Origin of the sequence: Streptomyces sp. NRRL WC-3549 (assembly GCF_000721935.1) — a bacterium.
In the GTDB taxonomy this organism is placed as follows: Bacteria; Actinomycetota; Actinomycetes; order Streptomycetales; family Streptomycetaceae; genus Streptomyces.
The window spans coordinates 39,733-46,201 of sequence record NZ_KL585422.1 but is presented as its reverse complement, the minus strand read 5'-3'; the positions used below and the strand labels follow the sequence as shown (position 1 = coordinate 46,201).

Annotated in this window: 6 protein-coding genes and 1 pseudogene; 5 read left to right on the top strand and 2 right to left on the bottom strand. The window is 71.2% G+C overall.

Features of this window, described 5'->3' with window-relative positions; genetic code table 11:
* Positions 1 to 263: pseudogene (locus IH13_RS0126375) on the bottom strand (hypothetical protein); the annotation flags it as partial.
* Positions 264 to 482: 219 nt separating this feature from the next.
* On the opposite strand from IH13_RS0126375, the gene IH13_RS0126370 reads away from it, so the two are divergent.
* From IH13_RS0126370 to IH13_RS0126355, 4 genes are all read left to right on the top strand, one after another.
* Positions 483 to 1,310 (top strand): DeoR/GlpR family DNA-binding transcription regulator, encoded by an 828-nt coding sequence (locus IH13_RS0126370; RefSeq protein WP_031088464.1) that lies wholly within the window; start codon positions 483 to 485, stop codon positions 1,308 to 1,310.
* Positions 1,311 to 1,403: 93 nt separating this feature from the next.
* Positions 1,404 to 1,838 carry an SRPBCC family protein gene (locus tag IH13_RS0126365; protein WP_031088462.1) on the top strand — a complete coding sequence of 145 codons (435 nt, stop codon included), beginning with the start codon at positions 1,404 to 1,406 and terminating at the stop codon, positions 1,836 to 1,838.
* Between the two features lie 121 nt (positions 1,839 to 1,959).
* The gene (locus IH13_RS0126360) at positions 1,960 to 3,330 is read left to right on the top strand and encodes a cellulase family glycosylhydrolase (RefSeq protein ID WP_031088460.1); all 1,371 of its coding nucleotides are present in this window, start codon (positions 1,960 to 1,962) and stop codon (positions 3,328 to 3,330) included.
* Between the two features lie 163 nt (positions 3,331 to 3,493).
* Positions 3,494 to 4,621, top strand: coding sequence for a cellulose-binding domain-containing protein (locus IH13_RS0126355; protein ID WP_037842394.1), 1,128 nt, complete (start codon positions 3,494 to 3,496; stop codon positions 4,619 to 4,621).
* Between the two features lie 123 nt (positions 4,622 to 4,744).
* Here the strand turns inward: IH13_RS0126355 and IH13_RS0126350 are convergent, their stop codons facing one another.
* A complete protein-coding gene (locus IH13_RS0126350) occupies positions 4,745 to 5,875 on the bottom strand; it encodes an L-cysteine desulfhydrase Cds1 (protein ID WP_031088458.1) in 1,131 nt (376 codons plus the stop codon).
* Positions 5,876 to 6,070: 195 nt separating this feature from the next.
* Between IH13_RS0126350 and IH13_RS0126345 the strand changes: the two genes are divergently transcribed.
* A complete protein-coding gene (locus tag IH13_RS0126345; protein ID WP_031088457.1) occupies positions 6,071 to 6,427 on the top strand; it encodes a hypothetical protein in 357 nt (118 codons plus the stop codon).
* Positions 6,428 to 6,469 lie beyond the last annotated feature (42 nt).

Sequence of the window (6,469 nt, the reverse complement as noted above, 5' to 3'; positions counted from 1 at the left end):
AGCCACAGCGCCCGTGAGCCGTTGCCCGAGGTGAGGTTGGACCAGCAGTAGGCCTCGGGGACGGGCCCCTCGCGGTGGCGATCGGGGTCCTGCTCGGCGCCGACGTCCTCGGTGCGCCGGTAGACGGCCGCGGTGTCGTCGCCGGTGACCCGGGTGATCCGGGGCTCGCCGAGCATCTCGTGGGGGGTGGTTCCGCCGACGCCGTGGACGAGCAGTTCCAAGGCCGCCCCGCTGCTCGGCGGGGCCTGGTGGGCACGGGTCAAGGTTGCCTCGCTCTCTGGTCCGGCGTGTGGGGGTGACGGCGCCGTCCGGAGTCCTTCACTGACGCTCAGTCACCACTGTCCCGGACGGGCGGCGTCCGCGGCACCCCTCTCACCGAATCTCCCCAGTGGCCCGGCCGGTGGGGGTGCGTGAAAGGATGAGGGCGTCCTGCAGGCCCGCTGCCGGACCGTGTGGACTTCAGGGAAGGGCCGGGCCCGGCGTTGAGCGAGAACCAGAATCTGCTCGCGGAACAGCGGCGTGCGCTCATCCTGGACGAGGTGCGCAAGCGGGGCGGTGTCCGGGTCAACGAGCTGACCCGCAAGCTGAGCGTCTCCGACATGACCGTCCGCCGGGATCTGGACGCGCTGGCCCGGCAGGGCGTGATCGAGAAGGTGCACGGCGGGGCCGTCCCGGTGGTCGAGGCGAGCACGCACGAGCCCGGGTTCGAGGCCAAGTCGACGCTGGAGCTCAGCGCCAAGGAGGACATCGCGCGGACGGCCGCGGCGATGGCGGTGCCCGGCAGCGCGATCGCCCTGTCGGGTGGTACGACGACGTTCGCGCTGGCCCGTCATCTGCTGGAGGTGCCGGGCCTGACGGTGGTGACGAACTCGGTGCGGGTCGCCGACGTGTTCCACGACGCGCAGCGGCCGGTGCCGGGCAACGGGCGGTCCGGTGCGGCCTCCGTGGTGCTGACCGGCGGGGTCCGTACGCCGTCGGACTCGCTGGTCGGCCCGGTCGCCGACCGGGCGATCGGCTCGCTCCACTTCGACGTCCTGTTCCTCGGGGTGCACGGCATCTCGGTCGAGGCTGGCCTGTCGACCCCGAACCTGGCGGAGGCCGAGACCAACCGCCGTCTGGTGCGGGCGGCCCGCCGGGTCGTGGTGGTGGCCGATCACACCAAGTGGGGGACGGTGGGGTTGAGTTCGTTCGCCGCCCTGGAAGAGGTCGACACCTTCGTCACGGACGCGGGCCTGTCGGACGAGGTCCGGCGGGAGATAGAGGACCATCTGCCGGGGCTGGTCGTGGCGGACGGGACACCGCTTCCCTGAGGGCTCGCCCGGCGCGGGCGCGGCGCCGACAGGGCCGTACGTCCGCGTTCCGCTCCGCACTCCCGCAGGCCCCGGACGTCCTAGGATCATGCTGTGGCCGTCTTCCGGATCGAGCGCTTCACTCCCCTCCCCGCCGCCGAGGCCTGGCGGCGGGTGACCGTCTGGGAACGGCACGGTGACGCCGTTCCGCTCACCTCGGTCACCGTGCGGACGGACCCGCCCACCCGGGCCGGCACGGTCTTCGTGGCACGTACGGGCTCGGGCGCGCTGGGGTTCGACGACCCGATGGAAGTGGTCAGGTGGGTTCCGCCCGCGGCCGGACGGGCCGGGCTGTGCGAGTTGGAGAAGCGCGGTTCCCTGGTGCGGGGGCGTGCCTCCATCGATGTCTCGCCGACGGGTTCGGGCTCGCATGTGATCTGGGTCGAGGAGCTGCGGGTGCGGCTGCTGCCCCGGGGGGCCGATCCACTGCTGGCGAGGGCGGGGCGACGCGTATTCGGCCGGGTACTGGACTCGCTGCTCGCCGATTAGGGCGTCGCCCGGTCGGTCGGACGTCTGTACACGCCTCGACGCGCCGGTGTACGGTCTCGGGCCGATGGGCCTTGGGAGCGCTCCCATCATGTTGTTCCCGCTTCACACGAGGAGGAACGCAATGAAACGCCTTCTGGCCTTACTGGCCACCTGTGCGACGGTCCTGGGCCTCACGGCGCTGACCGGCCCCCAGGCGGCGGCCGCCACCGGCTGCACCGCCGAGTACACGATCAGCAGTCAGTGGCAGGACGGCTTCCAGGCCGCGGTGAAGGTCACCAACCTGGGTGCCCCCGTGTCCGGGTGGAAGCTCACGTTCACCATGCCGGACGCCGGACAGAAGGTCGTCCAGGGCTGGAACGCCGCCTGGTCGCAGTCCGGTTCCACGGTCACGGCCGCCGGCGTCGACTGGAACGGCACGCTGGCCACCGGTGCGGCGGCCGACATGGGCTTCGTGGGCTCCTTCACGCACGCCAACCCGCCCCCCACGGCGTTCGCGCTCAACGGCGTGGCGTGTACGGGCTCCGTCGGAGAACCCCCGGCCGGTTCCGACGACGGCACCCCCCTGGACGTCAACGGACAGCTCCACGTCTGCGGGGTGAACCTCTGCAACCGGTACGACCGCCCGATACAGCTGCGGGGCATGAGCACGCACGGCATCCAGTGGTTCAGCGCGTGCTACGACGCCGCCTCCCTGGACGCGCTGGCGAACGACTGGAAGTCGGACCTGCTCCGCATCGCCATGTACGTGCAGGAGGACGGTTACGAGACCGACCCGGCGGGCTTCACCCGGCGTGTGAACGAACTCGTCGACATGGCCGAGGCCCGCGGCATGTACGCGTTGATCGACTTCCACACCCTGACGCCGGGCGATCCCAATTTCAACCTCGAACGCGCCAAGACGTTCTTCGCGTCCGTCGCCGCCCGCAACGCGGACAAGAAGAACGTGATCTACGAGATCGCCAACGAGCCCAACGGCGTGAGCTGGGCGGCCGTCAGGAACTACGCCGAGCAGGTCATCCCGGTGATCCGGGCCGCCGACCCCGACGCCGTCGTCATCGTCGGCACCCGCGGCTGGTCCTCGCTGGGCGTCTCGGACGGTTCCGACGAGAGCGAGGTGGTCAACAGCCCCGTCAACGCCACCAACATCATGTACGCGTTCCACTTCTACGCCGCGAGCCACAAGGACGCCTACCGCGCCGCGGTGAGCCGGGCGGCCGCACGGCTTCCGCTCTTCGTCACCGAGTTCGGCACGGTGAGCGCCACCGGCGGTGGGGCGATGGACCGGGCGAGCACCACGGCCTGGCTGGACCTGCTCGATCAGCTGAAGATCAGCTATGCGAACTGGACCTATTCCGACGCGCCCGAGAGCAGCGCGGCGTTCCGGCCCGGCACCTGCGGCGGCACCGACTACAGCGGCAGCGGCGTGCTGACCGAGTCCGGCGCGCTGCTCAAGGAGCGGATCAGCACCCCTGACTCCTTCCCCACCGGCTGACCGCCTTCGACCGGGGCCCGGCCTCTCCGGGCCCCGGCCTACGGGAGCGCTCCCACCCCTTCTCTCCCCGCACCCCCGCACCCCTACCCCGGAGGCACACGTGCGCGTCCTTCCCCCACGATCACCGCACCGGCTCCCGCGATTACGGCGCAGGCCCTGGGCGGTGGTCCTCACGGCCGTCGCGCTGCTGGCGTCCGGCTTCACGGCGATGTCCGCGAGCGGTGCCGAGTCCGGCTGCCGGGTCGACTACACCGTGAACGGCTGGGCCGACGGCTACACCGCCCAGATCAAGCTCACCAATCTGGGTCCGGCCCTCAACGGCTGGCGTCTGACCTGGACCTACACCGGCGAGCAGCAGGTGACATCGGCGTGGAACGCGACCGTCACCCAGAGCGGCGGGTCCGTGGTCGCCGTCGACGCGGGCTGGAACGGCGCGCTGGCCACGGGCGGCTCCGCCGACTTCGGCGTCCAGGGAACCTGGCGGCCGGCCGACCCGGCACCGAGCGACTTCGCCCTCGACGGCGTGCCGTGCGGCGGTGGCGGCACCCCGCCACCGACCACTCCCCCCACCACCCCGCCGCCGACGACCCCGCCGGCCGGCGCGGAGTGCGGCGACGCGGTGGTCTGCTCGGACTTCGAGGACCAGACCGGCCCCGATCCGTCGGGCGACTGGCGGTTCACCGCACCCGACTGCCAGGGCACCGGCACCGCCGCCGTCGACACCGAGGTGGCGCACAGCGGCGGCAGATCGCTGCGGATCGACGGCCGGGACGGCTACTGCAACCACGCCTTCGCCGCCTCCACCGCCGACCTCTCATCGGTCGGACCGGTGATGTACGTACGCATGTGGGTGAGGCACACCACGGCCCTCCCCGCCGCGCACGTCACCTTCGTCTCCCTGCCCGACAGCGCCCAGGGCGGGCGCAGTCTGCGCGTCGGCGGCCAGAACGGCGCCCTCCAGTGGAACCGGGAGAGCGACGACGCCACACTGCCGGCGCAGAGCCCCGCCGGTGTGGCGCTGAGCAGACCGCTGCCGACGGGAAGCTGGCAGTGCCTGCGGTTCGCGATCGACACGACGGCCCCCGGTATGGACACCTGGCTCGGTGACGACCAGGTCCCGGGCCTGCACGTCGACGGCGTCCCCACCCAGGACGTCGACCAGCAGTGGCTCACCGGCTCCACCCCTCCCCGGCCCACCGCCCTGCGCCTGGGATGGGAGAGTTACGGCACGGGCGACGACACCCTGTGGTTCGACGACGTGGCCGTCGGCTCCGCCCCCCTCGCGTGCTGACGGGGAACCGTCCGGGCACGGAGTGAGCGCTCCGGCCGGAGGTGCCCCTCGTTCGCGGTCTCACCGGACGGTCCCGGTGGGACCGCGGAGGCGAGGGGCCCTCCGGCCGTCCGGGCCGACGGCTCAGGACCAGGTTCCGGTGGTGAGGAAGCGGTCGAGGGTGGCGGTGTACGGCCGGATGTCCAGTCCCTGCTCGTCCAGCCAGCCGTCGGAGTAGTACTTGTCGAGGTAGCGGTCGCCCGGGTCGCAGATCAGGGTGACGACACTGCCGGTCCGGCCCTGTTCCACCATCTCGGCCACCAGCGTGAGCGCGCTCCACAGACCGGTGCCCGTCGAACCGCCGGCCCTGCGGCCGATGGCACGTTCCAGGAAGCGGACCGCGGCGACGGTGGCGGCGTCCGGGACCTTCATCATCCGGTCGATGGCGCCGGGGACGAAGCTCGGCTCCATCCGGGGTCTTCCGATGCCCTCGATCCGTGAGCCGCGGTCGCTGGTGGCGAGCGGGTCGTGGTGCGTCCAGCCGTCGAAGAAGCAGGAGTTCTCCGGGTCGGGGACACAGATCAGGGTGTCGTGCTGCATGTAGCGGACGTACCGGCCGATAGTGGCGGAGGTGCCTCCGGTCCCGGCCGTGGCGACGATCCAGGCGGGTTCCGGGTACCGCTCCAGCCGCAGTTGCTGGTAGATCGACTCCGCGATGTTGTTGTTGCCGCGCCAGTCGGTGGCCCGCTCGGCGTAGGTGAACTGGTCCATGTAGTGGCCGCCGGTCTCGGCCGCGAGGTTCGCGGACTCCTCGTAGATCCGCCGGGCGTCGTCGACGAAGTGACAGCGGCCACCGTGGAATTCGATCAGACGGCACTTCTCGGGGCTGGTGGTCCGGGGCATCACGGCGATGAACGGCACGCCGATCAGCTTGGCGAAGTACGCCTCCGAGACGGCGGTGGAGCCGCTGGACGCCTCGATGACCGGCTTGTTCCGCCGGATCCAGCCGTTGCAGAGGCCGTAGAGGAAGAGCGAGCGGGCCAGCCGGTGCTTGAGACTGCCGGTGGGGTGCGTCGACTCGTCCTTGAGGTAGAGGTCGATGCCCCACTGCTCGGGCAGCGGGAAGCGCAGGAGATGAGTGTCGGCCGAGCGGTTGGCGTCCGCCTGCACCTTGCGTACCGCGTCCTTCAGCCACGCCCGGTACTCCGGGTCGCTGCGGTCGATGTCCACGGTGGCCGTGGCCGCGCCGTCCTGCCCGTGCCCGGTGGTGTCCATCGGCGCTCTCCCTCGTGAGTCTGCGGGTGCTCTTCCTTCACGATAGCCCTCCCACCTGCACAAACGTTTACTTTGAGCGGCTATAGCCCATACTTGGCGCAGGCGGAACGTTTCGGCCGGGAGGCGGTCTGGCGCGAACGCCCGGCCCGAGGGAAAATTCCCAGGAGAAGCCGGGACAAGGGGGGTGAAGTCGCTGTGACCGCGACCGAGTTCAACGCGACGGATGTGAGGATCGAGCGGTCGTTCCGTTCACTCACCCGGGCCGGACAAGTGATCGTGAAGGACGGCCGGCTGGCGCTGCTGACCAGCTACGGCCGGGAGATCGACAGCGCCCCGCTGAGCGCGGTGACCGTCCACCGGCGGTGGTTCCTGGCCGCCGACTCGGCGATAGCGAGCGTCAACGGGGTCCGGTACCGGCTGACGATGGGCCAGCGCAGCCGCCGCCCCGGCGGAGCCGCGCCGGTCCGCAGGTTCCTGGAGGCGCTGCGAGGCGGCGGAGCTGACGCAGCGGTCCCGTACCCGCACCGCGAGTTGCGGACCCCAACCCCCTGAGTCACGCTGGACACACGTCACTGATCGTGTACCGGCGGGGAC